Origin of the sequence: Kitasatospora sp. NPDC052868 (assembly GCF_044547105.1) — a bacterium.
Lineage (GTDB): Bacteria > Actinomycetota > Actinomycetes > Streptomycetales > Streptomycetaceae > Kitasatospora.
In genome coordinates this window covers 56,669-81,716 of sequence record NZ_JBITZW010000004.1, presented here as the reverse complement: position 1 = coordinate 81,716, position 25,048 = coordinate 56,669, and the positions used below count along the sequence as shown (strand labels likewise).

The window sequence follows — 25,048 nt, the reverse complement described above, 5'->3', positions numbered from 1 at the left end:
CTTCCCGCCGCGCGTTCCCGGGCCGGCCTACCCGCCGCCCCGGGAACGCCCGTGCCGGGTCAGCCCCAGGTGATCAGCCGCTTGGGCCGCTCCAGCAGCGCGGCCACGTCGGCCAGCACCTTGGAGCCCAGCTCCCCGTCCACCAGGCGGTGGTCGAAGGAGAGCGCCAGCGTGGTGACCTGACGCGGGACCACCTTGCCCTTGTGCACCCACGGCAGCTCCCGGACCGCGCCGAAGGCCAGGATGGCGGCCTCGCCCGGGTTGAGGATCGGGGTGCCGGTGTCGACGCCGAAGACGCCGACGTTGGTGATGGTGACGGTGCCGCCCTGCATGTCGCCCGGCGCCGTCTTGCCCTGCCGCGCGGTGTCGATCAGCTCGCCGAGCGCCAGTGCCAGACCGGTCAGGGTCTTGGCCCCGGCGTCCTTGATGTTGGGGACGATCAGACCGCGCGGGGTGGCCGCGGCGATGCCGAGGTTCACCTGGCCCTTGATCACGATCTCCTGGGCCGCGTCGTCCCACTGGGCGTTGATCTCGGGGTGCCGCTTGATCGCCGTCAGCAGCGCCTTGGCGACCAGCAGCAGCGGGCTGACCCGGACGTCCCGGCCCAGCTCGCCGCTCTCCTTGAGCCGGCGGACGAACTTCATCGTGCGGGTGACGTCGACCTGGACGAACTCGGTGACGTGCGGGGCGGTGAAGGCCGAGGCCACCATCGCCTGCGCGGTCGCCTTGCGGACGCCCTTGATCGGCACCCGGACGTCCCCGGTGCCCACTGCGGGCACGGCGGAGACGGCGGCCACCGGCTCCGGCTGCGCGACCGGCGCCGGGGCGACCGGCTCGACCACGGCGGCGGCCGTGGCCGCCGCGGCGTGCGCGTGCACGTCCTCGCGGGTGACCACCCCGTCCGGGCCGGTCGGGGTGACGGCGCGCAGGTCGATGCCGAGGTCCTTGGCGAGCTTGCGCACCGGCGGCTTGGCCAGCGGCCGGTCACCGGTGGACTGCTCCGGCACCACCGGCGCGGGGGCCGGGGCGACCGGGGCGGGGGCCGGGGCGACCGGGGCGGGAGCCGACGCGACCACCGTGGTGGTCGTGGTCCGGCGGGCCCGGCGCTGGCTGACCCCGGTGCGCGGGCCGTAGCCGACCAGCACCTCGCGCCGCTCCGGCTCGGCCGGCTCGGCCGCGGCGGGAGCGGCAGCAGGAGCAGCCGCCGGGGCGGCGGCGGCCGGAGCCGCGGCGGGGGCCGCCCCCGCCACCGCGACCGAGATGATCACGGTGCCGACGTCGACCGTCGCGCCCTCCGGGAAGAACAGCTGCTCGACGACCCCGTTGAACGGGATCGGCAGCTCCACGGCGGCCTTGGCGGTCTCGACCTCGCAGACGACCTGGCCGTCCGTCACGGTGTCGCCGGGCTTGACGTACCAGCTGAGGATCTCGGCCTCGGTGAGGCCCTCGCCGACGTCGGGCATCTTGAACTCGCGGAGCGAGCGAACTTCGGTGGTCATCTTCGCTCCCCGGTTCAGAACGCGAGCGCGCGGTCGACGGCGTCGAGCACGCGGTCCAGGTCGGGCAGGAAGGCCTCCTCGACGCGGGACGGCGGGTACGGCGCGTAGTAGCCGCCGACCCGCAGGACCGGTGCCTCGAGGTGGTAGAAGCAGCGCTCGGTCAGGCGGGCGGCCAGCTCGGCGCCCATGCCCAGGAACACCGGTGCCTCGTGCACCACGATGCCGCGACCGGTCCGCTTGACCGACTCCTCCAGGGTGGTGAAGTCCACCGGGGAGAGCGAGCGCAGGTCGACGACCTCCAGGCGGCGGCCGTCCTCCTCGGCGGCCGCGGCCGCCTCCAGGCAGACCTTGACCATCGGCCCGTACGCGATGAGCGTGGCGTCGGCGCCGGGGCGCACGATCCGGGCGTCGTGCAGCCCGAGGTCCGCGGCGGCGCCGACCTCGCCCTTGTCCCAGTAGCGGCGCTTGGGCTCCAGGAAGATCACCGGGTCGTCCGACTCGATGGACTGGCGCAGCATCCAGTGCGCGTCGTGCGCGTTGGAGGGGGTGACCACCCGCAGGCCCGCGGTGTGCGCGAAGTACGCCTCGTGCGACTCGCTGTGGTGCTCGACCGCGCCGATGCCGCCGGCGTACGGGATGCGGATGGTGACCGGCATCTTGACGTGCCCGAGCGCGCGGGCGTGCATCTTGGCCAGCTGGGAGACGATCTGGTCGAAGGCCGGGTAGACGAAGCCGTCGAACTGGATCTCCACCACCGGGCGGTAGCCGCGCAGCGCCAGGCCGATCGCGGTGCCGACGATGCCGGACTCGGCGAGCGGGGTGTCGATGACCCGGCTGTCCCCGAAGTCCTTCTGCAGCCCGTCGGTGATCCGGAAGACGCCACCGAGCTTGCCGATGTCCTCGCCCATCAGGACGGTCTTCGGGTCGTTCTCCAGCGACTTGCGCAGCGCCTCGTTGAGCGCCTTGGCGATGCTGAGCTGACCGGCCATCAGAGGTTCTCCCCCGCCTCGAAGGAGGCCGCGTACTGCACGTACTCGGCCCGTTCCTCATCGACCAGCGTGTGCGGCTCCGCGTAGACGTGGTCGAAGATCAGCGTCGGCTCCGGGTCCGGCATGCTGCGCACGCCCTCGCGCACCCGCAGTCCGAGCTGCTCGCTCTCGGCGTCGATCGAGGCGAAGAACTCCTCGTCGGCCAGGCCCTCCTTGTCCAGGTAGGCCTTGAGCCGGCTGATCGGGTCCTTGGCCTTCCAGGCCTCGGTCTCCTCGGCGAGCCGGTAGCGGGTCGGGTCGTCGGAGGTGGTGTGGGCGCCCATCCGGTAGGTGAACGCCTCGATCAGCACCGGACCGTTGCCGCTGCGGGCGTGGTCGAGCGCCCAGCGGGTGACGGCCAGGCAGGCCAGCACGTCGTTGCCGTCGACCCGGACCCCGGGGAAGCCGAAGCCGGAGGCGCGGCGGTACAGCGGGATCTTGGTCTGGGTGGTGGTGGGCTCGGAGATCGCCCACTGGTTGTTCTGGCAGAAGAACACCACCGGCGAGTTGTAGACCGAGGCGAAGGTGAAGGCCTCGTTGACGTCGCCCTGGCTGGAGGCGCCGTCGCCGAAGTACGCGATCACCGCGTCGTCGGCGCCGTCCTTGGTGATGCCCATCGCGTAACCGGTGGCGTGCAGGGTCTGCGAGCCGATCACGATGGTGTAGAGGTGGAAGTTCTTCTCGTTCGGGTCCCAGCCGCCGTGGTTCACGCCGCGGAACATGCCGAGCAGGTTCAGCGGGTCGACGTCCCGGCACCACGCGACGCCGTGCTCGCGGTAGGTGGGGAAGGCGTAGTCGCCGGCGCGCATGGCCCGGCCGGAGCCGACCTGGGCGGCCTCCTGGCCGAGCAGCGAGGCCCACAGGCCCAGCTCGCCCTGGCGCTGGAGCGCGGTGGCCTCCGCGTCGAACCGGCGCACCAGCACCAGGTCGCGGTAGAGGGCGCGCAGCTCCTCCGGGGTCGTGGTGAGCGGGTAGTCCGGGTGCTCGACCCGCTCGCCCTCCGGGGTGAGCAGCTGGACGAGCTCCGGCTGGGCGTCCGTACCCGTGGCGCGGAGGGTGTCAGGGACGCCGGGGGCCGCCTTCTTGCGGGCCCTCGCCGTGCTTTTGACGGTCACGTTCACTCCTCGGTCTGTCCGGCCGCCCGGGGTCGCCGGTGACCGGTCCGGTCACCGCCTCGCGGGGCGCGCGTGGGTGTGCGCACCGGCTGTGAGGCAGGTGGTGATCCTTTTCCGACGGCGTCCCTCAGAGAACGTTACCCAGCGGCGGCTCTGGGCGCGCTGGAGCTAGGACGTCCTACTTGTTGAGCTCTGACAACTGCGGGTGTGGCACAGCTCTCAAATCGGTCGCCGTCAGGACACCAGCGCACGTTATCCGGGCAGAGCTCTCCGCGTAAGGGGGTTACCGGTACGGGTTTGCCCGCTCTGGCCGGATAACGCTGCTCCGCCGCTTCGAGCAAGAGGTCATTTGTAGGGTGATATGGGAGGCTTTGGGCGTGACTGATAAAGGACAAATCCGGGTATTCCTGCTCGACGATCACGAGGTGGTCCGACGGGGCGTCCACGAGCTCCTCTCGGTCGAGGAGGACATCGAGGTGGTCGGCGAGGCCGGCACCGTCGCCGAGGCCCTGACCAGGATCCCGGCCGTGGAACCCGACGTCGCGGTGCTCGACGTACGGCTGCCGGACGGCAACGGGGTCGAGGTCTGCCGGGAGATCCGCTCCCGGCTGCCGGAGATCAAGTGCCTGATGCTGACCTCGTTCTCGGACGACGAGGCGCTGTTCGACTCGATCATGGCGGGCGCCTCCGGCTACGTGCTGAAGGCGATCCGCGGCACCGACCTGATCACCGCCGTCCGGGACGTCGCGGCCGGCAAGTCCCTGCTCGACCCGGTCGCCACCAGCCGGGTGCTGGAGCGGCTGCGCGACGGCGGCGAGAAGGAGGACGAACGGCTCGCCCAGCTCACCAGGCAGGAGCGCCGCATCCTCGATCTGATCGGCGAGGGGATGACCAATCGTCAGATCGGCAACGAGCTGCACCTGGCCGAGAAGACGGTGAAGAACTACGTCTCCAGTCTGCTCGCCAAGATGGGGATGGAGCGACGCACCCAGGCCGCCGCCTTCGTCGCCCGCCACCAGGCCGACCAGCAGAGCGACCACCAGCACTGAAACAGGCCCCTCATACACAGAGTTGACCACTTGTCAAGGACCCCCGTCAGGGGGCCCTAACCTCTGGCTGTGACTTTCAGCCAGACCCTCGCCTGTCCCCCGGCCCGCCCCGACCTCTCCGCTCCCCCGATAGGGACCCTCAGCCCACCCGTCCCGCACTCCGCGCTCGCCGAGGTCCTGCGCGGCTACCGGGTCGGCCGGCTGCTCACCGCCGAACCGGTCGCCGAGGGCCTGCTGAACCGGGGCTACCGCGTCACCGCCGAGGCCGGGACGTACTTCCTGAAGTGCTACGTCGACGCCGCCACCGCCAACCGCACCGCGATCGCCGCCCACCACCGCGCGATGGCCGCCCTGCAGACCCTCGGACTGCCCGTCGCGCCCCCGCTGGCCCGTGCCGAGCGGGCCGGCACGGTCACCGCCTTCGGGGGCCGGCTGTTCGCGCTCTTCCCCTGGGTCGATGGCCGACACCGGCACGGTACCGACCTCGCCCTGCCGCAGTGCGACGCGCTCGGCACGCTGCTCGGTCGGCTGCACGGCGCACTCGACGACGTCTGCGCCCCCCTCGTCCAGCCCGGCGGCTACGGCAGCGCGGACCCGCTGGACAGTGCCGAGCTCGCCCGGGACCTGCGCCGCCGGGCCCGGGCCCACCGCCCCTACGGAGAGCTGGACACCCTGGTCGAACGGCGGCTCGCCGAGCGCCTGGAGCTGCTCGCCGAGTACGGCCACCGCCGGCCCGCCCCGCAGGGCGCCCCGCCCACCGGCTGGACCCACGGCGACTTCCACGGGCTCAACCTGCTGCACGGGGAGGACCGGATCGCGGCCGTCCTGGACTGGGACAAGCTCGGACCCCAGCCGCGCGCCGAGGAGGCCGTCCGGGCCGCCACCCTGGTCTTCAACGACCGGGCGTCCGGGGTGCTCGACCTCGTCCGGGTCCGGCGCTACTCCCAGGCCTACCGGGCCACCGGGGCCGCCACCGCGGACAACCTGGCGGCGGCGGTGCACCGGGTCTGGTGGGAGCGGCTGAACGACTTCTGGATGCTGCAGTGGCGCTACCAGCGCGCCGACCACCGGGCCGACCCGCTCTACCCCGCCGCGGCGGGCCAGTTGGCGTGGTGGTGCCAGGAGTACGAGCAGGTCCTGGACGCCTTCGCCAACTGACCCGGACGGTCAGGGGCCCGGCCGGTCAGGGAGCCGGCGTGGTCGCTCCGCCGGTCACCGGCGGCTTCGGGGCGGTGCTCTGGTTCGGCGGCGGCTGCGACTGGGTCTGGCTCTGGGTCGGCGCCGCGGACGGCGAGGTCCCGGTCGTCGGCGTGGTCGTCGTACTCGGCGTGCTGCTCGGGCTCTGGGTGGCCGTCGGGGACGGCTTGGTGCCGGTGGCCGGCGCCGTCGGGGACTGCGTGTGCTTGCCGGAGCTCTGCGGCTGCGCCGGGGAGTTGTTGGTGTTGTCGGACGGCTGCTGGGTGCGCCGGGTGCTGTTCTGGGGGGAGGGCGCGGTCGTCGCGTTGGTCCCGGTCGACGGGGCCGTGGTGGCCTCGGGCGAGGTCGTCACCGACACCGACGGGGCGGGCGTCGGGTTGTGGGTCGTGCCGCCGCCGTTGCCGCTGAGCGCGAACGCGATGCCGACACCGGACGCGACGAGCACCGCGGCCGCGCCGGCCACCCAGCCCCACGGTCCGCGCCGACGGCCGGAGCCGTTGCCGTTCCCGCCGTCGCCGCCGTCATCGTGGCCGCCGTTCCCGCCGCCGTACGGGCCGGACACCGCCGGGTAGGGCGCCGACGGGGTCTGCGGGCCGCCGGGCACCTGGTAGGGCAGCAGCGCCGTCGGGTCGCCGGCGGCTCCCCCGCCGAACGGCCCGGTGGCGGAGTTGTCCCCGTACTCGCCGATCAGCTGGGTGGCGCCGGTCTGGCCCTGCCCGGCGGCGGCCAGCCCGGCCGCGGCCGCACCCGCCGCCCAGGCGCCGGTCGCGCCGTGGATCTCCCGCAGCGCGTGCTGGACGTGGGCGCGGAACTCGTCCGCGTCCTGGAACCGGTCGTCCGGGTTCTTCGCGAGCGAGCGCAGCACCAGCGGGTCGAGCCCGCCCGGCACCCGGTGGTTCGCCTGCGACGGCGGCACCGGCGGGTCCTGGACGTGCTGGTAGACCACCGAGAGCGGGGTGTCGCCGGTGAACGGCGGGCGCAGCGTCAGCAGCTCGTAGAGCATGCAGCCGGCCGCGTACAGGTCGGAGCGGTGGTCGACCGGCTTGCCGAGCGCCTGCTCGGGCGAGAGGTACTGCGGGGTGCCCATCACCATGCCGGTCTGGGTCATGGTGCTGGCCGCGCCGGTCAGCGCGCGGGCGATGCCGAAGTCCATCACCTTGACCGCGCCCGCGGTCGTGATGATCACGTTGGCGGGCTTGATGTCGCGGTGCACGATGCCGTGCCGGTGGCTGTAGGCGAGCGCCTCCAGCACCCCGGCGATGATGATCAGCGCCTGGTCGACCGGCGGCGCCTCCTCGTCCACCAGCAGCTCGCGGACGGTCCGGCCCTCGACCAGCTCCATCACGATGTACGGCGTCGACTCCTCGCCGACGTGCTCCTCGCCGGTGTCGTACACCGCGACGATCGAGTGGTGGTTGAGCGCCGCGACGGCGTGTGCCTCGCGGGTGAACCGCAGCCGGGCGATGTCGTCCTGGGCGAGCTCGGGGCGGAGCAGCTTGACCGCGACGGTCCGGCCGAGCCGGACGTCCTGGGCGGCGAACACCTCGGCCATCCCGCCGCGGCCGAGCCGGTGGGTCAGCCGGTAGCGGCCGTCACCGACGGTGCCGAGCGGGGCGGCCGTGCCGCGGCCGGGCGTCTGCGGGCCGCTGCCGACCGGCGGGAGCGCGGTGGTCGGGGCGCTGTCGCTGCCGGGTGCGGGAGCCTTCGGCGGTCCGCCGGCCGAACCGGCCCGGTGGGCGCCCTCGTCGTCCGGCTGCTGCGTCTGTGCCATCGCTCCTCGCCCCGGGCCTTCGCTCGGATCGCGGTGCCCTGTCGCTTCGTGTCCCCGAACGCTACCGCCTCCGGCCGATCGGCGTAGCCCACCCGATCCGGGCGGAAACCGTCAGAGCAGGCCATTCCGGTCGGTGAAGCCGTCCAGGTGGAGGACGGTGGCCGACTGCCCGGTGTACCGCGAGGTGCTCTTGCCCGAGCTGTCGTTCTGCGCCTTGGTCACCACGATGGCGATGATGATGATGGCGAGCACGATCACGCCGACGATGATGCCGACGATCACGAGCGCGGTGGAGCAGCCGTTGCTGTTGCTCGCCGGGGCGGGCTGGAACGGCGGCGCCGGCATCGGCATCGGCGGCGGGGTGTGCGCCTGCGGCGCGAAGGGCGCCGGGGTCTGGAAGGCCGGCGGGGGCGTCTGGTACTGCTGCGGGAACGGCTGCGGCGTCTGCGGGTGCTGCGGCGGCGGGGTCTGGAAGGCCGGCGGCGGGGTCTGGTACTGCTGCTGGAAGGGCTGCGGCGTCTGCGGGGCCTGCTGCGGGGCCGCGTGGGCCGAGCGCGGGCCGTCGGTGATCACCAGCGGGGTGCTCGCGGCCAGCTGGTTGCCGCCGCCCCGCCCGGCGGCGATCAGCCGCTCGGCCTCGTCGCGCATCGCGGCCGCGCTCGGGAAGCGGTGCGCCGGGTCCTTGCGCAGCGCCTGGGCGACGAAGGCGTCCACCGCCGGGCTGACCGACCGGTTGAGCGTGGACGGCGCCGGCGGCTCCTCCTGGACGTGCTTGTAGGCGATCGAGAACGCCGAGTCGCCGTCGAAGACCAGCTGGCCGGTGATCATCTCGAAGAGCATCACGCCGACCGAGTAGAGGTCGGAGCGGGCGTCCACCGGCTTGCCGAGGGCCTGCTCGGGCGAGAGGTACTGCGGGGTGCCGACCACCATGCCGGTCTGGGTCATCGAGGTGACCCCGGGCTCCAGCGCGCGGGCGATGCCGAAGTCCATGACCTTGACGACGCCCTTGCGGTCGAACATGACGTTGCCGGGCTTGATGTCGCGGTGGACCAGGCCCTGGTCGTGCGAGGCCTCCAGCGCGTTGAGCACGCCGACGGTGACCCGCAGCGCCTCCTCGGCGGGCATCGCGCCGTACTGGGCGACCGCCTCGTTGATCGCGTCGCGCAGGCCCTTGCCGTCGACCAGCTGCATCACGATGAACGGGGTGCTGGAGCCGTCGGGGGCGATGTCCTCGCCGCTGTCGTAGACGGTGACGATGTTCTGGTGCTCCAGCCGGGCCACCGACTGCGCCTCGCGGCGGAAGCGCTCCTTGAAGGTGTCGTCACGGCCGAGCTCGGTGTGCATGCTCTTCAGCGCGACCTGGCGGTCCAGCACGTTGTCGTACGCGAGGTGCACGGAGGCCATGCCGCCCTCACCCAGCAGCCGCTGCAGCACGTACCTGCCGTTGCCCAGGGAGTAGCCCTCGACCGCCGCGTTGCCGTGCTCGCTCATGGTCCTCTGCTCCCCCTCGGTGCGGCGGTGCCGCCGCGCCCGTGACGTTCGGTCTCGTCCGTGCGTTGGTCGGGCCCGGCCCCCTGGGCCTGCCCGACCCCTGTCGCGGCCTCACCCGGCCGACGACAGGGGTCAGGGTATCGGCTCGCGGCGACAGTGATCGGCCCAGGGCCGACACTGTGTCCAGGCCGCGACCGTACCCGTACGTAGGCTCCCCCGGCAGCCCGGGACGGGCCCCGCTACAGGTACGGGCCGGAGCGGATGCCGCGGCCCTCCCCGGGCTCGTCGCCCTCCAGGTCACCGCCGTGCAGACCGGGCGGCAGGGCCCGGCGCATCTGCTCCAGCTGCGCCCGCGCCGCCATCTGCTGGGCGAACAGCGCGGTCTGGATGCCGTGGAACAGCCCCTCCAGCCAGCCCACCAGCTGCGCCTGCGCGATCCGCAGCTCGGCCTCGGTCGGGATGGTGTCCTCGGTGAACGGGAGCGACAACCGCTCCAGCTCGGCGACCAGTTCGGGGGCCAGCCCGAGCTCCAGCTCCTTGATGGAGCTGGCGTGGATGTCCTTCAGCCGGACGCGGCTGGCCTCGTCGAGGGGAGCCGCCCGGACCTCCTCCAGCAGCTGCTTGATCATGCTGCCGATCCGCATGACCTTGGCGGGCTGCTCCACCATCTCGGTCACCGGGAGCTCACGCGGCATGTCACCGTCGTCGCCCCCCGCCGAGCCGGCGAAGCCCGGGCCCACGGGCATCCCGTCCGGTCCGACGATCAGCACCTTCTGGCCGTCCTGCGACTGCCCGCCGGAGGCCTGGTACAACTCCTGCGGCGAGCGCTCGTTCATCGGATTCGTCATGAACAACATTCTCTCTCACTGGGGTTGGTCGGGTGGAAGCCCCCGACCACGCCGCCACCGCCGGAACCGACGCTACGCCTGTGCGCGGCGGCCCGGCATCCGTACGCGTACTCAGTTCGCGCGGGGCCTTCACAGAAGCCGCCCGGTACCCGACCGCCCGGTACACGGCATCCGGCGTACGGCGACCGGCCCGGCTCAGCCCCGGCGCAGCCGCAGCCCGACGAGGCCCAGTCCGCAGCCGATCAGGCCGAGGCCCGCGCCCAGCGGGAACTGGAGCGTGGAGGCATCGCTCCAGCGGGCGGGCACGGCGACCTGGCCGGCCACCAGGCCGCGGCCGGCGACGGTGGCGGTCTCGGGCGCGGCGGCGGCCACGCTCTCGTCACCGGCCGCCCCCGTCCCCGTCGTGGCGCCGTCCGCGCCGGTGTCCGCGTCGGAGGCCGGCGGGTCGGCCTCGGGCGCACCGGCCACGGTCTCGGCGGACCGGTCCGGGGCGGCCGCGGTCCGCTCGGGCGCCGAGGCCGGGCGGTGCCGGGGGCCGGCCGGCCCGTGGTCGGCCCAGAGGCCGCCGGACTGGGCGGGCCGGGCCGGACCGGGCCGCGGACGGACGCTCTGGTGCTGCGGCGGCGCGGCGGCCGGCGCCTGGTCCGCGGCAGGATCCGCGGCAGGGCCCGCGGCGGGCTCCGCCGACGGCGCGGCGGGCACGGCGGCGGCCGGCCCCGCCGAGGGCGGCGGCGCCGAGGAGGGCTCGACCACCGGCTCGGCGGAGGGGACGGTCGAGGGCGCGGCAGGCGTGGCGGGCAGGGAGGGGCCGGACGGCCCCGAAGGCCCGGAGGACGCGCCGGACGGCCCGGCGGTCGGCCCGCGGGTGGGCACGGCCGAAAGGTCCGCCGAGGGCGGGCCGGTCCGGTGCGGCCGGCCCCCGGGCCGCTCGGCGGGCACCGCCACGGAGATCTCCTCCGACCCGGCGGCCGGATCCGCGGCGGCCAGGGTGGCGGACCCGAGCGGGAGGGCCAGGCCCAGCACCGCCACCGCGAGCAGCCGCTGCCAGCGGCGCCCGCCGGAGTCGGCGCCGCGGCGGCAGCGGCAGGCGTCGGCACAGCCGACGGACCTGGCGGAGCGGCCGCGGGTACGGCCGGGGGAGAGCGCGGCGGGCAGCGGCCCGAGGAACGCGAACGAAGGTGCGGCCACGGTCGGAGGTCCTTCCGACGGCCGACCGCGCACGGGCGGGGTCGGCGGCGGGACAGCTCCGGACCAGCCTCACACAATCCGACAATTCAGGCATTCCGAACGACTGTGCACCAACCGCCCCGGCGCCGCCCCCACCCTCGGCCCCGAGGGCCTCAGGCCCGGAGGACCACCTTGCCGACCTGCTCGCCCTGCTCCAGCACCCGGTGCCCGGCGGCGGCCTCGGCCAGCGGCAGCACCCGGTCGACCACCGGCTTCACCACCCCGGACTCGATCAGCGGCCACACGTGCTCGCGCACCGCGGCCACGATCGCGGCCTTCTCGGCCAGCGGCCGCCCGCGCAGGTTGGTGGCGATCACCGCGCCGCGCTTGCGCAGCAGCGTGTTGAGGTTGAGCTCGCCCTGGACCCCGCCCTGCAGCCCGATGATCACCAGTCGGCCGTTCACCGCCAGCGCGTCCACGTTCCGCTGGAGGTACTTCGCGCCCATGATGTCCAGGATCACGTCCGCCCCGGCGCCGCCGGTGGCCTCCCGCAGCACCTCGACGAAGTCCTGCTCTCGGTAGTCGATCGCGATGTCCGCGCCCAGGGCGGTGCACCGGGCCAGCTTCTCGGCACTGCCCGCCGTCACCGCCACCCGCGCGCCGACCGCCTTGGCCAGCTGGATCGCCATCGTCCCGATACCGCTGGCGCCGCCGTGCAGCAGCACCGTCTCGCCCGGCCGCAGGTGGGCGACCAGGAAGACGTTGGACCAGACCGTCGAGGCCACCTCGGGCAGCGCGGCGGCCTCCTCCAGGCTCAGCCCCTTCGGCACCGGCAGCAGCTGCCCGACCGGGACGGCGACCTTCTGGGCGTACCCGCCGCCGACCAGCAGCGCGCACACCTCGTCGCCCACCCCCCAGCCGGCCACGCCGGGCCCGAGGGCGGTGATCCGCCCCGAGCACTCCAACCCGGGGTAGGGGGAGCTTCCGGCCGGCGGGCTGTAGAGGCCCTGCCGCTGCAGCAGGTCGGCGCGGTTGACGGCGGTCGCCGCCACCTCGACCAGGACCTCGCCCTCGCCGGGCACCGGGTCGGGCACCTCGGCCCAGACCAGTGCCTCGGGCCCGCCGGGTTCAGGAATCGTCATCGCATACATGCCCCGAAGCTACTGCGTACCGGCCCGGGCGCGACGGCGCCCCGCTCAGCCCGCGAGGCCCGCCAGCACCTCGGCGCCCGGGAGTTGGGCCAGCGCACGGCCCGGCAGGATCAGCTTGCCGCGCCGCCGGCCGCTGCCGATCAGCACGTACGGCGCCTCGGCCACCGCCGCGTCGATCAGCAGCGGCCAGCCGGCCGGCAGCCCGATCGGGGTGATGCCGCCGTACTCCATGCCGGTCTCCGCCACCGCGGCGTCCATCGACGCGAAGGAGGCCTTGCGCGCCTCCAGGTGCTTGCGGACGGCCTTGTTGACGTCCACCCGGGTGGTGGCGAGCGCCAGACAGGCGGCGAGCGCCGTCTCCCCGCCGCGCTTGGCGGCGACCACCACGCAGTTCGCCGAGGCCTCCAGCGGCGCACCGTACGTCTCGCAGAACACCGCGGTGTCGGCCTTCTCCGGGTCGGTGTCCACGTACAGCACGGACTCCGCCGCCTCCCGGTCGTCCCAGTTCTTGAGGGCGTCGGCCACCGGGTCGGCGAGCAGGTCGACGACCGCCAGGGCCGTGGCGACCGACTCGAACGTGCCGAACGGGGCGTGCGGTTGCTCAGTCATGACTCGGACTGTAGCCACCCCGGTCACTTGATGACGATCACCCGGTCGGTGAGCTGCAGCACGGCCGCCTCCGGCTCGGTGTAGTTGAGCACCCGCCGGCCCCGGACCACCGCGACCACCAGGTCCGCGCAGTCCCGCGGGCTGTTCCCGGCCTCGGCCCGGGTGACCGGGCGCTCGATCACGTCCAGGCCGTTGCCGTAGGTGAGCAGGTCCTCCATCACCGCCCCCGCGTGCGGGCTGACCATCGACATGCCGAGCAGCCGGCCCGCCGAGCTCGAGCTGGTGACCACCACGTCGGCGCCGCTCTGCCGCAGCAGCGGGGCGTTCTCGTCCTCGCGGACCGCCGCGACCACCGTGGCGGCCTTGTTGAGCTGGCGCGCGGTCAGGGTGACCAGGACGGCCGTGTCGTCCCGCTCGGGCGCGATCACCACCCGCGCCGCGGCGGGCAGCCCGGCCCGGATCAGGGTGTCGGTACGGGTGGCATCGCCGACCACGCCCACCAGACCGTGCTGGGCGGCCTGGTCGATCACCTTGCGCTGCGGGTCGACGACCACGACCTCCTCCTTGCGCACCCCCTGGCCGAGCAGCGTGTCGACGGCGCTGCGCCCCTTGGTGCCGTACCCGATCACGACGGTGTGCTCGTGCACGGTGGACCTCCAGCGGTTCAACCGCCACTGCTGGCGGGTGCGTTCGGTGAGCACTTCGAGCGTGGTGCCGACCAGGATGATCAGGAAGAGCACCCGCAGCGGGGTGATCACGAAGATGTTGGTGAGCCGGGCGCCGTCACTGAACGGGGTGATGTCCCCGTACCCCGTGGTGGAGAGCGTCACGGTGGCGTAGTACGCCGAGTCGAGGAAGCTCAGCCCGCCGCCGGCGTTGTCGTTGTACCCGTCGCGGTCCAGCCAGACGATCAGGGTGGTGGCGACCAGCACGGCGAGGGCCAGCAGCAGCCGGGAGCCGACCTGGTGCACCGCGGGGCCGCTGCGCCGGGCCGGCAGCACGATGCCGGCGTCCGCCCACGGCTCGGTGCCGGGGGCGAGCGGGCCCAGCCGGGCGCTCCGTTTCGCCTTCACGGGACCTCCAGGAGCTCGACGGCGGTGCCGGCCGCGGCGCCGCCGGGCGGGACGACGGCGAGGGCCTCCGCGCGGGCCAGCCCGCGCAGCATCGCGGGGCCGTCGAAGGCGAGCGGGACGACGCCGTGCTCGGTCCGGCGCACCGGCAGCAGCCGGGTGTCCCAGGGGTGGCCGGGCAGGTCGACGGCGGTGGGTGCGACAGCGGGCTCGACGACCGCCCGGCCGCTGCGGGCGTGCAACAGCGGCAGGGCGAGGGTCACGGTGCCGGCCACCGCCGCCAGCGGATTGCCGGGCAGGCCCACCAGGTGTCGCCCGCCGGGGAGTTCGGCGAGCAGCATCGGGTGGCCGGGGCGGACGGCCACGCCGTCCACCAGCAACCGGGCGTCGGCCGCCGCGAGGGCCTGGTGCAGGAAGTCGACCGGGCCGGCCGCGGTCCCGCCGGTGGTGATCACCACGTCGGCGGTGGAGTGCCGGATGGCGTCCCGCAACAGCCCGAAGTCGTCCCGGACGGAGCGCCGTTCGCCGACCTCGGCGCCGGCCGCACGCAGCCAGGGCGGCAGCAGCGGGCCCAGCGCATCCCGGACCAGACCGGGCGTGGGCAGCCCGGAGTCGAGCAACTCATCGCCGAGGACGAGCAGTTCGACCACCGGGCGGCGGCGGACGGCCAGCCGGTCGTGGCCGCAGGCGGCGGCCAGGCCGAGCACCGCAGGGCCGACCGGGGTACCGGTGGCGAGCAGCGCCTCGCCCCGGCGGCACTCCTGGCCGCGCGGACGGACGTCCTGGCCGGTGGTCAGCGGCTCGGGGCCGCGGTCGTACAGCAGCGGCCCGAGCTGCTCGCCGTGCTCGCGGCGCAGGACCGCGGTGGCGCCGGGCGGCAGCTGGGCGCCGGTGGCGATCTCGACGGCCGCGCCGTCGGCCAGCGGCGCCGCGGCCTCCTGCCCGGCCAGCAGCCGGCCGGACACCCGCCAGGGCCCGGGGCCGGCCACCGCCCAGCCGTCCATCGCGGAGGTGTCGAAGGCGGGCAGGTCGGTGAGCGCGGTGAGCGGCTCGGCGAGGGTGGCGCCGAGCGCCTCGGCCAGCGGGACGGTACGCGGCGGCAGCGGGCGCAGCCCGGCCCGGCGGGCACTCTCGCGGGCCCGGCGCCAGCTCAGCGCGGCCGGACCGGGCGACCGAAGGTGCACGGCGGTCTCCTCGACGGTGCTCACGGCCGGTCCGGTCCGGCCGCGTCCGCCGTCCAGCGCGAGGCCAGCGCGACGGTGCGCCGGGACGCCTCGGCGACGGCCTCCGGGCCGCCGCCGCGCTGGGCGGCCGCGTACCCGATCAGGAAGGCGGTCAGCGGCGCGGCGGGCCGGGCCACCCCGTGCGCGACCACCCGGGCGAGGTCGAGCAATCCGGGGACGTCGACATCCAGGTCGATCCCCAGTTCGGCCCGGACCTCGGCGATCCACTCATCCAGCGTGCGCTCCATGGCCCCCATGCTGCCTGATCGGCGGTGACCCCGAGGTTTTTGCCCGGTGAGCGGCGCGCGTCGTTTCGCTCACGGCGGGGTGCGGGGCGGCGTGAGCAGCCCTCGGGCGGGCGCTGGTCCCCGGGCCCGGCCCTACCCGCCGGCCCCGGCGCGCTCGCGGGCCCGGGCCAGCTCCTCCCAGGTGTCGCAGTCGTAGGCGACGGCGTCGGTGTCCGCCAGCCGCAGGGTGCGCAGGGCGCCGGTGAGGCGGCGCAGCGGGAGGCCGGCCGGGTCGCCGGCGGAGGCCAGGGCGGTGCGCAGGGCGGCGGTGCGGTAGGCGGCGGCGAGCGGCTGGTCCCGTCCGGCGGCGTCGACCAGCAGGGCGGCCTCGGCGGCCTGGCCCTCCTCGGCGAGCGCGGCGACCAGTCGGCGGACGGTCCGCTCGTCCAGGAACGGCAGGTCGGCGGCGAGCAGCAGCACCACGTCCGCGGTGACGTGCGCCAGGCCGGCCGCGACGGCGGCGACCGGGCCGCCGCCGGGCGGCCGCTCCCTGGTCCACCGCACACCGGTGCGGGCGGTGGGCCGGGCCGGGCCGACCACCACGGTGGTCCGGGCGCCGGCGCAGGCGGCGAGCACCCGGTCGAGCAGGGTGGACTCGCCGACGGTCAGGCCCGGCTTGTCCGCTCCGCCGAGCCGCCGGGCGGCGCCGCCGGCCGGAACGATCGCGTCATACGGCGTCATGCCGCCAGTATCCGTCCGCGGCTCACTCCTGCGGCCCGGCCTGGTCCTTCTCATCGGCGCCCTCGGTGTCCTCGTCCGGCTCGCCGTCGCCGTCGCCGTCGCCGTCGGCGTCCTCGTCGGCGGCCCCGGCGCTCTCCTCCCGGGGCGCGGTGTTGGCGGCCGCCCCGAGCTCCAGGACGGCCGGCAGGGTCAGCTCCCCGTACCGCTCGTTCACCGCGGTGATCAGCGCCTCCGGGTCGTGCGGGTGCTCGGCCAGCAGGCGGTCGAAGTCCTGCAGGTACTCGCCGGTGAAGGCGAGCACCCGGGCCGCCTCGTCGCCCTGGTCCGGCGCCCGGTGGCCGGCGATCACCCGCTCCGCGCCCAGCTCGGCGATCCGGCCGAGGTTGTGGATCCACTCGGTGCGCTGCTCCGGGGTGGTGTCGGCGGTCCAGACGTGGGTGCCGTTGTAGACGAAGTCCCCCGCGACGACGGTGCGGATGCTGGGCACGTGCACCACCGTGGAGCCGCCGCAGTCGGCCTGGCCGAGCAGCAGCACCGGGATCAGCTGACGGTCGACCATCAGCGGCTGGGGCAGCAGCGGGGCGGGCACCAGCGGGTGGTCGGGGATGTCGTCCCCGTACACCGGCTTCCACTGGGCGACCTTGGCGGCGGCGGTGCGCAGGATGCCGTCCACCACCGGCGGGGCGGCCAGCAGCTGCGCCTCGGGGAAGAGCCGCAGCACCTCCTCGGCGCCGAAGTAGTGGTCGGGGTGCTGGTGGGTGATCACGATGGCCAGCAGCCGCCGGCCCTTGCCGGCCACCCACTCGGCGAGCTCGCGGCCCGCACTGCGGGTGAGCTGGGCGTCGACCAGGATCGCCGTGTGCTCGCCGAGGATCAGCGTGGAGGTCGCGAAGAAGGCCGACTCGGGGCCGGTGAAGACGGCCGTCTCCAGCGGTCTGACGGACGCGGCCTCGACGGTCCGCCCGGTCCGCGAGCCGTCCACGGCGTCCATGCCCTCCGCGCCGGCGTTCTCCTCGGGCGGGGACGACGTCACTGGGTGCTCCCTCTGGTCGGCGGTCGGACTTCCTGCGCCCTACAGCATGGGAGCACGGGCCGCCGAATGCGCGGAAGGCGCGCCCGGCGGGGCACGCCTTCCGGATCGGTGCCCGCCGCGCCCCGGGACGCGGAAAGCGCTCGGCCCGTCTGTCCGCGGACAGACGGGCCGAGCGCTCGAATCCGTGCGCGGAGCCTCAGCTCTTCCTGCCCCGGCGGCCGGTCAGCCGCGCGAACCGGTCGGCGACACCCCAGGAGGTGACCCGCCAGAGCGCCTCCACCACGATGCTCCGGCTCATCTTGGACGCACCGAGCTCGCGCTCCACGAAGGTGATCGGCACCTCGGCGACCTTGAAGCCGGCCTTCACCGTGCGCCAGGCCAGGTCGACCTGGAAGCAGTAGCCCGCCGAGGCGACCTCGTCCATGCCGAGACCGAGCAGGGTCTCCTTGCGGAAGGCCCGGTAGCCGCCGGTGACATCCCGGATCGGCACCCCCAGCATCAGCCGCGAGTAGGTCGACCCGCCGCGCGAGAGCAGCAGACGGGACTTCGGCCAGTTCACCACCCGGCCGCCCGGCACCCAGCGCGAGCCCAGCACCAGGTCGGCGCCGCGCAGCGCGCCCAGCAGCCGGTCCAGCTCCTCCGGCTGGTGCGAGCCGTCGGCGTCCATCTCCACCAGGACGTCGTAGCCGGCGTCGATGCCCCAGCGGAAGCCCGCGAGGTAGGCGGCGCCCAGCCCCTCCTTGCCCTTGCGGTGCATCACGTGCACGCTCGGGTCCTCGGCGGCCAGCTTGTCGGCGAGTTCGCCGGTTCCGTCCGGGCTGTTGTCATCGGCGACCAGGACATGCGCCTCTGGTACCGAGGCACGAACCCGGCCGACGATCCGCTCGACGTTCTCCGCTTCGTTGAACGTCGGGATGATCACCAGCACCCTGCCGAGATCAGCAAAACTCTGCTGGTTCACGGTCACGTACAAACCTCTCGGCCGGCGGCGGGAAGTGCCAGTCACCGTTGCCCGCACTCTGAAACGCAGCTCTACCCGGCATCCCGCCGCGGTGGAAACCACATGGAAACTACAGCGTGCTGGCATCCTACTACCGCGCCCCGGCAGCTCCGGTACGGCCGAGGCACTACCCGGCACCGCCCACCGTTTCCCTGGCGGTGGCACCGGTCGGCTAGGGTCGATCACCAGCCTTTGCCAGGACGGCATCACCCGCACCATCGGGCCGCCTCTCGGCGATCCGGCACACCCGCCACCGCGGCAAAGGAAAAAAGGAGCAGGACCGCGCGCATGGACAGGCTTGTCAACACTGTCCGCCCGTACGCCTGGGGGTCCGTCACCGCGATCCCCTCGTTGCTCGGGCAGGAACCCACCGGCGAACCACAGGCCGAACTGTGGATGGGCGCACACCCGGGCGCCCCCTCCCGTGCCGACCGGGACGGCGGGCCGCACCGGCTCGACGACCTCATCGCAGCCGACCCCGAGGGCGAGCTGGGCGCCGCCACCGTGGCCCGGTTCGGCCCCACCCTCCCGTTCCTCTTCAAGATCCTGGCCGCCGGCATCCCGCTGTCCATCCAGGCCCACCCCACCCTCGACCAGGCCAGGGCCGGGCACGCCGCGGAGGACGCCCTCGGCATCCCGTCGGACGCCCCGAACCGCAACTACCGGGACGCCAACCACAAGCCCGAACTCATCTGCGCCCTCGACGACTTCGACGGCCTCTGCGGCTTCCGCCGGCCCGCCGAGGCGGCCGCGCTGATGACCGCGCTGAAGGTGCCCGCGCTCGACCCGCTGATCGCCCTGCTCCAGGACGAGGACGAGTCCCGGGCGCTCAGCCGCACCCTCGCCACCATCCTCACGATGGCCGATCCGGCCGCCGCCGAGGCCGTCCGGGACACCGCCGAGGCCGTCGACAAGGCCGCCGCCGGCGACCCCGACGGCCCGTACGCGCCGTACACCCGGATCACCCGGGAGTTCTCCGGCGACCGCGGTCTGCTGGCCGGCCTGCTGCTCAACCACATCCGGCTGCGCGCCGGGGAGGCGCTCTACCTCGGCGCCGGCGTCCCGCACGCCTATCTGCAGGGCATCTGCGTCGAGCTGATGGCCAACTCGGACAACGTGCTGCGCGCCGGGCTCACCCCCAAGCACATCGACGTGCCCGAGCTCATGAAGGTGGTCGGCTTCACCGCCGGCGCCCCGGCGGTGCTGCGGCCCGTACCCGTCCCCGGGACCCCGGGCGAGGGGCTCTACCCCGTCCCGATCGACGAGTTCCGGCTCTCCCGCTTCGACCTGGACGAGCAGCCCCGCACGGTGGACGGCCGCACCCCGCAGATCCTGCTCTGCACCGCCGGCACCGCCCGGCTGACCGCGGCCGACGGCACCGCCCTGGACCTCGCCCCCGGCCAGTCCGCCTTCCTGCCCGCGACCGGCACCGACACCGTCCTCGGCGGCGCCGGCGCGACCGTCTTCCGCGCCACCGTCACCCTCTGACGACGCGCCCCCGGACGCCCGAAGGGCCCGCATCCCCCCGGGGATGCGGGCCCTTCGTCACGTCCTCGGCGGGATCAGCCCGCCGCTGGTCCACCGGATCCGCCGGACCCGCCGGCGCCGACCTCGACCGGCACCCGGGCCGGCTCCGCCTGGACCGGTACGGCCGCCGCGGGGGCACCGCCCCCGGGCGCCGTCAGCGCCTCGGCGGGGAAGCGCCGCTCGACCGCCTTCAGCAGCTTCCGCCCGACCTTCTGCATCGGCAGCTCCACCAGGCGGTACATCAGGTAGGCCGCCAGCAGGGACACCGTGAGGAACTCGGCCACCCAGATCACCTTCTCGCCGGTGGCGGTCGGCCGCTGCTCGTGCCCCAGCAGCGGGGCGATGGTGTGCAGCAGCGGCACGTGCAGCAGGTACAGCGAGAAGCTCACCGCGCCGAGCCAGGTCAGCACCTTCGGGAACCGCCGCTTGCGCAGCGCCATCGCCCCGAGGAAGGTCGCCCAGGCGCCGGTGTAGGAGGTCGACCAGGAGATCCACCCGGAGTTCCAGGTGTTCAGCTCCATGCCGTTGCGGTTGTACATCCAGCCGATCGCCACCCCGGCGACCACCACGAAGGCGCAGCACAGCACCGCGTGGATGCGCTCGATCTGGCCGTGCTCGGCCCGGTAGAGCACCGTCCCGGCGAACATCGTGGCGAAGATCAGCAGGGTCTCGAAGACGGGGGCCCGGCTGTTGTTGAGCAGCAGCACCAGGGCGAGGCCGGCCACCAGCACCGCGCCGGTACGGGTCAGCACCGGGTTGCCGCTGAGCATGCACGCGAAGCCCATCAGCACGATCAGGGCCGCCGCCAGCACGAGGTTGCGGGTCGAGCCCAGGTCGTGGCTGATCGTGGCGGTCGCCATCGAGCCGCCGAACACCAGCGCCACCGCGGCGAACCCGATGGCGAAGGCGCTGCTGCGCTTGTGCCAGCCGAGCGCGAACAGGCCGCTGACCAGGAAGTAGAAGGCCATCTCGTAGCTGAGGGTCCAGGTCACGCCCATGCCGTTGATCACGCCGAGCATGTCCTGGAGCATCGTCGCGTTGGCGACCAGCGAGATGAGGTTGTGGCCGGTGCGGAAGAGCGCCACCGATCCGTCGCCCTCGGGCAGCATCAGGATCGACACCACGAAGGCGCCGATCAGCGCCGGGTAGATGCGGAACAGCCGCCCGATCCAGAACGCCCGCACATCACCCCGGCGTTCCAGCGAGGCGGGGATGATGTAGCCGCTGACCAGGAAGAACAGCATCACGCCGTACACGCCCAGGTCGAAGTGCCACCAGATCATCCCGCCGAACGGAAGCAGCTCCAGGATCCCGAAGTGGTGCAGCGCCACCACCAGGGCGGCCAACCCGCGCAGCGCGTCGAGCCAACCGAGCCGGGATCCGGCCTTTCCGGCCGCCGCCGCAGCACGCGTGTTCCCCCCGGCTCTACCGGGAAGCCGCAGTCGTATTGTTCTCACGGCAGGGACAGTAACCCATTCGCCGTAGCCCATCGTTTCCGGAGTACCCCGGCCCCGCCTGGGCCCTGGGCGCCCCGGAGCGCCCCCGAGGACGGCAGGGAGCGCCCCGGGGGGCAGCCTGCGGACGGCTGCCCCCCGGGGTGGTGATCAGCGGTCGCCGATCATTTGTTCTGATCGATCAGTTGTTCTGGTAGACGCCGAACATGTCGACGAGCAGGTCGATGTCGCCGTCGCTGGCGTTCCAGAAGTCGACGATGCCGTTGACGCCGGGGTTCGCCTGGACGAGGTTCGGCACGGTCTCACCGGCCTGCCAGTTCAGCGAGGATGTCGGCGGCTTGGTCGGCCGGACGTCCGTCCCGCTGTTGTACTGCGTCATCGAGTTCGGGTCCGGGGCGACGGTCAGGTGGCCCGAGTCCTGGGTGTTGGTCACGGTGGCGTTGAGCACGAAGCCGGTGAACTGCGGCTCGTCGACCGCCAGCGGCATGTAGACGTAGTTGCGGCGGTCCAGCGGTCCGCCGATGTCCTCGACCCGACGGGTGTCCAGCAGACGCAGCGGGGTCACCGGCAGGAAGGCGCTCTTGCTGTTGTCGCTGTAGTAGCCCACCACGTCCACGATCACGTCGGTCGGGGCCCAGGCACCGTTGCGGATCTGGATCCGCCCGTCGGCGCCGACCGGCACGATCACCGAGTTGGCGACGGTCTGGCCGGTCCGGAAGTTCACGTTGGAGGCGGTGGGCGCGGGCTGGCTGCCCGGGAAGACCGTCAGGTGGCCGGTCTCCTGCGGGTTGGTCACCGTGACGTTGAGCGCGACCGCCTTGGCACCCGACGGGACACCCGCGGTGCCCCAGACCTGGGTCGAGATCGTCGAGACGGCGTTGACCTTGCCCTGCGCGGTGCCCGTGCCGTCACGGGTGTCGACCAGGCGGGTCGGGCCGACGGCGGTGTAGCCCGCGGCCGCGCTGTGGGTGAAGTAGCCGGCGACGTCGGCCAGCAGGTCCACCGGGGCCCAGCCGCCGTTGTAGAGGTCGACGTAGCCGTTCGCACCGACCGGGACGATCACCAGGTTCGGGACGGTCTGCCCCGGGGCGAAGTTGACGTTCGAGGTCTCCGGGAGGGCGGCGCCCTCGGCGAAGGCCTTGATGTGGCCGGGGGTGGTGGTGTTGGTGACGGTGACGTTGAGGGCCACGGCGGTCACGCCGACCGGGATGCCGGCGTTGCCGCCGACCTTCACCCGGGCCGAGGTGGACGGCTGCACCTTGGCGGCGGGGGCGCCGGTGCCGTCACGGGTGTCGAGCAGACGGGTCGGGCCGTACGGGGTGTACGCCGAACCCGGGGTCGCCATCGTGACGGTGTTGGTCGCGAAGTAGCCGCTTCCGTCGGAGGCGGTCACCGAGATGGTGTACGAGCCGAGCTTCGCGTAGGTGTGCTTGCGCCCGGTGTCCGTGCTCTGGCCGAACGCGTTGAAGTTGTCCGAGGTGCCGTCGCCCCAGTTCACGGTGACGGCGACCGCGACCGGGTCGCTGATGACGACCGTGGTCAGCTCGATGCCGTAGGCGCTGGTCCCGACGGCGGCGATGCCGACCGCCAGGCCCGAGTTGGCGGCCGGGGCGTCGGCGCCCTGCTGGGCGCTCTTGGCGCCCGGTGCGGCCTGGGAGTGCTGAGAGGCGCTGGCCGGGCTCTCGTACTTGGTGAACGCCGGGCTGGAGATCTTGTCCTTCGGCGCGGTCTGCACCACGTGCGCACCGGCGGCCGGCGCCGGGGCGTCGGCCGCCTGGGCCAGCGCGGGTGCGAAAACGACGCTGGCCGCCACGGCGGCAGCGGTCACAACGAGACGGTGACGGGACACCGTACCCCCCAAGTCCTATTAAGCGATCATCAAATGATGCTCACACAGAGTACACATCGCGCGGGTACGGAACAACGGAAATTCCGGCGCCCCTGGACAGCACTCCCGACCGGGGGGAATGGTCAGTCTCTCGTCATGTCGACAAAGCGGGAGTAATGGCCCTGGAATGCCACCGTGATGGTCGCGGTGGGGCCGTTTCGGTGCTTGGCGACAATCAGGTCGGCCTCGCCGGCGCGGGGGGACTCCTTCTCGTAGGCGTCCTCTCGGTGGAGCAGGATGACCATGTCGGCGTCCTGCTCGATCGAGCCGGACTCGCGCAGGTCGGAGACCATCGGCCGCTTGTCGGTGCGCTGCTCGGGACCACGGTTCAGCTGGGAGAGCGCGATCACCGGGACCTCGAGCTCCTTCGCCAGCAGCTTCAGGTTTCGCGACATGTCGGAAACCTCCTGCTGGCGGTTCTCGGCCCGGCGCGAACCACCGGACTGCATCAGCTGGAGGTAGTCGATAACGACCAGTTTGATGTCGTTGCGCTGCTTGAGCCGACGGCATTTGGCGCGGATCTCCATCATCGACAGGTTCGGTGAATCGTCGATGAACAGTGGGGCCTCACTGACGTCCGGCATCCGCCGGGCCACCCTGGTCCAGTCGTCGTCCGTCATGTTCCCGGAACGCATATGGTGCAGCGCCACCCGGGCCTCGGCGGAGAGCAGACGCATGGCGATTTCGTTTCGCCCCATTTCGAGCGAGAAAATCACGCTCGGGAGCTTGTTCTGAATGGAACACGCCCGCGCGAAGTCCAGCGCGAGGGTCGATTTTCCCATGGCCGGGCGGGCGGCGATGACGATCATCTGGCCGGGGTGCAGGCCGTTGGTCAGTGCGTCGAAGTCGGCGAAGCCGGTGGGCACCCCGGACATCTGGCCGTTGCGGGAGCCGATCGCCTCGATCTCGTCGAGGGCGCCCTCCATGATGTCGGAGAGCGGCGCGTAGTCCTCGTTGGTGCGCTGCTCGGTGACGGCGTAGATCTCCGCCTGCGCCGCGTTGACGATCTCGTCGACGTCGCCCTCGGCCGCGTAGCCCATGCCGGCGATCCGGGTGCCGGCCTCGACCAGCCGGCGCAGCACGGCGCGCTCGTGGACGATCTCGGCGTAGTACTCGGCGTTGGCGGCCGTGGGGACGGAGTTGACCAGGGTGTGCAGATAGCCCGGGCCGCCGACCCGGACCAGCTCGCCGCGCTTGGTCAGCTCGCCGGCCACGGTGATCGGGTCGGCCGGCTCGCCCCGGGCGTACAGGTCGAGGATCGCGCCGTGGATCAGCTCGTGGGCCGGGCGGTAGTAGTCGGCGGGCTTGAGCACCTCGACCACGTCGGCGATGGCGTCCTTGGAGAGCAGCATGCCGCCGAGGACGGACTGCTCGGCGGCGAGGTCCTGCGGGGGCACCCGCTCGAAGCCCTCCAGGCCCTCGGAGCGCTCGCCGTCGCCCTGGCGCTGCTTGCCGCCGTCGCGCTGGAAGCCGCCGCCGGAGCCCTTGCCGCCCTTCTGGAAGCCGCCGCCCTTCTGGAAGCCCTCGCCCTGGCCGCCGCCCTGGCCGCCACTGCGCGACCGGGAGACCGGGAGCCGGTCGCCGGGCCCCTCCGGGAAGGGCCCGTCGGCGTAGCCGGCCGGGAAGGGGTCGTCAGCGGTCTGCCAGTCCTCCTCCGGCGGCGGGGCGTCGTGGTCGTCGTACTGGGGGCCGGTCACGCGTGTTCCCCGATCAGCGAGTGGTGCGAGTTGGAGCGAGCCTTGCCGGTGGCTGGTGAAGCGGAGCTGCGCTCCTCTTTGTACGCCACCGCACCGACAAATCGGACGCCGAGGCGGGTGGGAGTGTCGGGCGGACGGCCCACGCTAAGGCGCCGGACGCCCTTCAGCCAAGGTGGTTATCCACAGGGGGTGTGGACGATGGGTCCCGCGCTGTGGAGAAGTACCGCAAACCTGTGGACGCCCCTGTGGAAAGCCCTGTGGAT

Annotated in this window: 19 protein-coding genes and 2 pseudogenes; 3 read left to right on the top strand and 18 right to left on the bottom strand. The window is 73.4% G+C overall.

The window, feature by feature from the left end; all coding sequences use genetic code 11:
- Positions 1 to 59: 59 nt before the first annotated feature.
- From ACIGZJ_RS08950 to pdhA, 3 genes are read right to left on the bottom strand one after another with little or no spacing between them, the layout of a single operon-like run.
- Positions 60 to 1,499, bottom strand: coding sequence for a dihydrolipoamide acetyltransferase family protein (locus ACIGZJ_RS08950; RefSeq protein WP_396456593.1), 1,440 nt, complete (start codon positions 1,497 to 1,499; stop codon positions 60 to 62).
- Between the two features lie 14 nt (positions 1,500 to 1,513).
- Entirely contained in the window at positions 1,514 to 2,488 is a 975-nt protein-coding gene (locus tag ACIGZJ_RS08945; RefSeq protein ID WP_392930364.1) for an alpha-ketoacid dehydrogenase subunit beta, read from the bottom strand.
- On the bottom strand, positions 2,488 to 3,642 hold the full coding sequence (gene pdhA / locus ACIGZJ_RS08940; RefSeq protein ID WP_396456592.1) for a pyruvate dehydrogenase (acetyl-transferring) E1 component subunit alpha: 1,155 nt from the start codon (positions 3,640 to 3,642) through the stop codon (positions 2,488 to 2,490). The genes ACIGZJ_RS08945 and pdhA overlap by 1 nt, the downstream gene beginning before the upstream one ends.
- Positions 3,643 to 4,019: 377 nt before the next feature.
- On the opposite strand from pdhA, the gene ACIGZJ_RS08935 reads away from it, so the two are divergent.
- Positions 4,020 to 4,691, top strand: coding sequence for a response regulator (locus ACIGZJ_RS08935; protein WP_396456591.1), 672 nt, complete (start codon positions 4,020 to 4,022; stop codon positions 4,689 to 4,691).
- Positions 4,692 to 4,760: 69 nt separating this feature from the next.
- A complete protein-coding gene (locus tag ACIGZJ_RS08930; protein ID WP_396456590.1) occupies positions 4,761 to 5,849 on the top strand; it encodes a phosphotransferase enzyme family protein in 1,089 nt (362 codons plus the stop codon).
- A 25-nt stretch (positions 5,850 to 5,874) separates the two neighbouring features.
- Here ACIGZJ_RS08930 and ACIGZJ_RS08925 read toward each other — a convergent pair whose 3' ends face one another.
- The 12 genes and pseudogenes from ACIGZJ_RS08925 to ACIGZJ_RS08870 all read right to left on the bottom strand — a co-directional run bounded on the left by ACIGZJ_RS08925 (position 5,875) and on the right by ACIGZJ_RS08870 (position 18,186).
- A complete protein-coding gene (locus ACIGZJ_RS08925) occupies positions 5,875 to 7,659 on the bottom strand; it encodes a protein kinase (protein WP_396456589.1) in 1,785 nt (594 codons plus the stop codon).
- Between the two features lie 111 nt (positions 7,660 to 7,770).
- On the bottom strand, positions 7,771 to 9,150 hold the full coding sequence (locus ACIGZJ_RS08920; RefSeq protein ID WP_396456588.1) for a protein kinase: 1,380 nt from the start codon (positions 9,148 to 9,150) through the stop codon (positions 7,771 to 7,773).
- A gap of 239 nt (positions 9,151 to 9,389) precedes the next feature.
- Positions 9,390 to 9,998, bottom strand: a complete 609-nt coding sequence (locus ACIGZJ_RS08915) for a bacterial proteasome activator family protein (RefSeq protein WP_396456587.1) — start codon at positions 9,996 to 9,998, stop codon at positions 9,390 to 9,392.
- 195 nt (positions 9,999 to 10,193) lie between these two features.
- Positions 10,194 to 11,186 carry a hypothetical protein gene (locus tag ACIGZJ_RS08910; protein WP_396456586.1) on the bottom strand — a complete coding sequence of 331 codons (993 nt, stop codon included), beginning with the start codon at positions 11,184 to 11,186 and terminating at the stop codon, positions 10,194 to 10,196.
- A 152-nt stretch (positions 11,187 to 11,338) separates the two neighbouring features.
- The gene (locus ACIGZJ_RS08905; RefSeq protein ID WP_396456585.1) at positions 11,339 to 12,316 is read right to left on the bottom strand and encodes an NAD(P)H-quinone oxidoreductase; all 978 of its coding nucleotides are present in this window, start codon (positions 12,314 to 12,316) and stop codon (positions 11,339 to 11,341) included.
- 45 nt (positions 12,317 to 12,361) lie between these two features.
- A complete protein-coding gene (locus tag ACIGZJ_RS08900; RefSeq protein ID WP_396456584.1) occupies positions 12,362 to 12,925 on the bottom strand; it encodes a YbaK/EbsC family protein in 564 nt (187 codons plus the stop codon).
- A gap of 23 nt (positions 12,926 to 12,948) precedes the next feature.
- Positions 12,949 to 13,974 carry a potassium channel family protein gene (locus ACIGZJ_RS08895; protein WP_396456862.1) on the bottom strand — a complete coding sequence of 342 codons (1,026 nt, stop codon included), beginning with the start codon at positions 13,972 to 13,974 and terminating at the stop codon, positions 12,949 to 12,951.
- Between the two features lie 20 nt (positions 13,975 to 13,994).
- Positions 13,995 to 15,203, bottom strand: a complete 1,209-nt coding sequence (locus ACIGZJ_RS08890) for a molybdopterin molybdotransferase MoeA (protein ID WP_396456583.1) — start codon at positions 15,201 to 15,203, stop codon at positions 13,995 to 13,997.
- A pseudogene (locus ACIGZJ_RS08885) lies at positions 15,200 to 15,485 on the bottom strand (DUF6457 domain-containing protein); the annotation flags it as partial. The pseudogene ACIGZJ_RS08885 and the gene ACIGZJ_RS08890, both read right to left, overlap by 4 nt.
- A 129-nt stretch (positions 15,486 to 15,614) precedes the next feature.
- A pseudogene (locus ACIGZJ_RS08880) lies at positions 15,615 to 16,240 on the bottom strand (molybdenum cofactor guanylyltransferase); the annotation flags it as partial.
- Complete coding sequence (locus tag ACIGZJ_RS08875; RefSeq protein ID WP_396456582.1) at positions 16,209 to 17,219, bottom strand: MBL fold metallo-hydrolase; 1,011 nt, start codon at positions 17,217 to 17,219, stop codon at positions 16,209 to 16,211. The gene ACIGZJ_RS08875 and the pseudogene ACIGZJ_RS08880, both read right to left, overlap by 32 nt.
- A gap of 196 nt (positions 17,220 to 17,415) precedes the next feature.
- On the bottom strand, positions 17,416 to 18,186 hold the full coding sequence (locus ACIGZJ_RS08870; RefSeq protein WP_392930342.1) for a polyprenol monophosphomannose synthase: 771 nt from the start codon (positions 18,184 to 18,186) through the stop codon (positions 17,416 to 17,418).
- Between the two features lie 321 nt (positions 18,187 to 18,507).
- On the opposite strand from ACIGZJ_RS08870, the gene manA reads away from it, so the two are divergent.
- The gene (manA, locus tag ACIGZJ_RS08865) at positions 18,508 to 19,707 is read left to right on the top strand and encodes a mannose-6-phosphate isomerase, class I (RefSeq protein WP_396456581.1); all 1,200 of its coding nucleotides are present in this window, start codon (positions 18,508 to 18,510) and stop codon (positions 19,705 to 19,707) included.
- A 74-nt stretch (positions 19,708 to 19,781) separates the two neighbouring features.
- Here the strand turns inward: manA and ACIGZJ_RS08860 are convergent, their stop codons facing one another.
- The 3 genes from ACIGZJ_RS08860 to dnaB all read right to left on the bottom strand — a co-directional run bounded on the left by ACIGZJ_RS08860 (position 19,782) and on the right by dnaB (position 24,785).
- Positions 19,782 to 21,203, bottom strand: coding sequence for an acyltransferase family protein (locus tag ACIGZJ_RS08860; protein WP_396456580.1), 1,422 nt, complete (start codon positions 21,201 to 21,203; stop codon positions 19,782 to 19,784).
- A 178-nt stretch (positions 21,204 to 21,381) separates the two neighbouring features.
- Positions 21,382 to 23,028 (bottom strand): hypothetical protein, encoded by a 1,647-nt coding sequence (locus ACIGZJ_RS08855; RefSeq protein ID WP_396456579.1) that lies wholly within the window; start codon positions 23,026 to 23,028, stop codon positions 21,382 to 21,384.
- Positions 23,029 to 23,171: 143 nt separating this feature from the next.
- Positions 23,172 to 24,785 carry a replicative DNA helicase gene (gene dnaB, locus ACIGZJ_RS08850; protein ID WP_392930334.1) on the bottom strand — a complete coding sequence of 538 codons (1,614 nt, stop codon included), beginning with the start codon at positions 24,783 to 24,785 and terminating at the stop codon, positions 23,172 to 23,174.
- Positions 24,786 to 25,048: the final 263 nt, after the last annotated feature.